Origin of the sequence: Streptomyces sp. NPDC050422 (genome assembly GCF_044458665.1) — a bacterium.
Lineage (GTDB): Bacteria > Actinomycetota > Actinomycetes > Streptomycetales > Streptomycetaceae > Streptomyces.
In genome coordinates this window covers 1-2,238 of sequence record NZ_JBITIE010000061.1, presented here as the reverse complement: position 1 = coordinate 2,238, position 2,238 = coordinate 1, and the positions used below count along the sequence as shown (strand labels likewise).

The following is a 2,238-nucleotide window of genomic DNA, read 5'->3' as shown; positions in this document are numbered from 1 at the left end:
GCGGACCCGAGAACCCCTACAAGGGCTGCACCCGTATCACCAGCCGAAACGCCGAGCATTGCGCCGCAGATCGAACCTCTAACCGAACGGCATTGCCCCTAGGACCGCAGCTCCTGGGTGCAGCACTTCACGCTGCCGCCGCCCTTGAGCAGCTCGCCGAGATCCATCGGCACCGGTTCGAAGCCGCGGGCGCGCAGCGGATCGAACAGGCCCGTGGCGGCCTGCGGCAGCACGACGTGCAGCCCGTCGCTCACCGCGTTCAGCCCGAGCGCGGCGGCGTCCGCCTCGTCGGCGATCAGCGCGTGGGGGAAGAGCCGCGCCAGCACGGCCCGGCTGCCCGGCGAGAAGGCACCCGGGTAGTACATGATCTCGTCGGCCGCGTCGTCGAGGACGCTCAGCGCCGTGTCCAGGTGGTAGTAGCGCGGATCGACCAGATCCAGGCCGATCACCGGCCGCCCGAAGAACTCCTGGGCCTCGTCGTGCGAGAGCGGGCTGGACCGGAAGCCGCGCCCCGCCAGGACGTACGAGGAGGTCACCGCGAAGTCGCCCTCGCCCTCGTTGACGTGGACGGGCTCGTGGATCTCGGTGAAGCCGTGATCGCGGAACCAGTCGCGGTGGGCGGCCGCCTCCGGGAACCGCTCCTGGTACGCGAACCGGGCCCCCAGGACCCGGCCGTCGATGACGGTGGCCCCGTTGGCGGCGAAGACCATGTCCGGCAGGTCCGGGTGGGGCGCGAGCAGCTCGACGGTGTGGCCGAGGGCGCGGTAGCGGCCCAGCAGGTCCTCCCACTGGGTCTGTGCCAGCGGGAGGTCGACGGGCTTGGTCGGGTCCATCCACGGGTTGATGGAATACGTCACCTTGAAGTGCGCCGGGGCGCACATCAGGTAGCGGCGGGGTGTGGCTTCACGAGGCAACGAGGGCTCCTCACGAATCGTCGCTGCGGCATTGGTGGCCGCTGCGGCCGGTGCGTCGCACGGGTGTGTGCGTGAGCCCATGGTGCGCCGTCCGGGGCCGCGGGGACAGTGGACCGATCGGGTGGTTACCCCTCGTGGTCCGCTCACCGCAACCGTGGGTGCGTCAGTGATCGCGGTGGGCCACCGGTCTGCGCACCCCGCTTCAGGACTCTGGCCACCCGAGGCGCAGGATGGTGGGACCATGGACAGGGGCAACGCTTGAGGTAAGGGGATAGATGGGCGCCGATTTCAGCCGTGCTCGCGGCTCAGAGGGCAGGTTTTCCCACTGGCTGCGCCGACGGCCCAAACCGCAGCAGGGTGACGTCGACGGCACCGCACGGGAGGCGCTGCTCCTGGCTGTCGCCGAGGCCGGGATGCCGATCGCGCCCGCCGCCCACCCGGTCGGCTACCGATGTTCGTGCGAACGTGTCGGCTGTCCCACCCCCGCCAGGCACCCCATCTCCTTCGCCTGGCAGACGCAGTCCACGACCGACCGCGCACAGATCGAGCGCTGGGCCCGCAGCCAGCCGCAGGCCAACTTCATCACGGCGACCGGCATGATCCACGACGTGCTCGACGTCCCGCTCTCGGCGGGCACGCAGGCGCTGGAAAGGCTCCTCGCCGCCGGTATCGAGGTGGGCCCGGTGGCCCGGTCCGGCGACGACCGGATGCTCTTCTTCACCGCGACGCGCGGTACGCCGGAGGACGAGGACGAGTGGTGGCCGTGCGAGCTGGACTGCCACCCCGAGACGATGGACGAGCACCCCGGGCTGCGCTGGCACTGCCGGGGCAGCTACGTACTGCTGCCACCGGCCATGCTCCCGGGTGAGCTGGACGTCAGCTGGGTGCGGGGGCCGGAGAACCCGCTGCCGGACCCGCTGACCCTGCTGGAGACCCTGACGGACGCCTGCGCGCGATTCGTGGGCTCCGCGGAGCAGAGCGACGTCGACCACGAGTCGGTGGCCTGGCCGCTGGGCCGGTAGCCGTCGCGAGAGCGAAGGGGTCCGGGTCCTCCCTGGGGCCTGTCGTCACACTGCCGTCTGCCGTGCGACGCCTTGCACGCACTCTCGCCGTACCGGCCCCGGACCCCGGTACGTCCAGTACAGGGGTCCGGGGCCGGTACGCCGAGAGCACGCACCTGACGCCGCGCGGCCGCCCTTCGGGCGAGGACGGCAGTGTGACGACAGGCCCTAGGGCCAATGCCGTTCGGTTAGCCCTCTGACGGGTTTGGCAACGTGCTGATCTCGATGTGGACGGTGGTCCTGCGGGTGCGGTGGTCGATGTC

At 71.0% G+C, this 2,238-nt stretch carries 2 protein-coding genes; one reads left to right on the top strand and one right to left on the bottom strand.

Going from position 1 to position 2,238, the window contains the following annotated elements; translation table 11 throughout:
* Positions 1 to 98: 98 nt before the first annotated feature.
* On the bottom strand, positions 99 to 995 hold the full coding sequence (gene ddaH, locus ACIBJG_RS38765; RefSeq protein ID WP_399315055.1) for a dimethylargininase: 897 nt from the start codon (positions 993 to 995) through the stop codon (positions 99 to 101).
* A gap of 194 nt (positions 996 to 1,189) precedes the next feature.
* Between ddaH and ACIBJG_RS38760 the strand changes: the two genes are divergently transcribed.
* Positions 1,190 to 1,936: a bifunctional DNA primase/polymerase gene (locus tag ACIBJG_RS38760; protein ID WP_399315053.1), complete on the top strand. Its 747-nt coding sequence runs from the start codon at positions 1,190 to 1,192 to the stop codon at positions 1,934 to 1,936.
* Positions 1,937 to 2,238 lie beyond the last annotated feature (302 nt).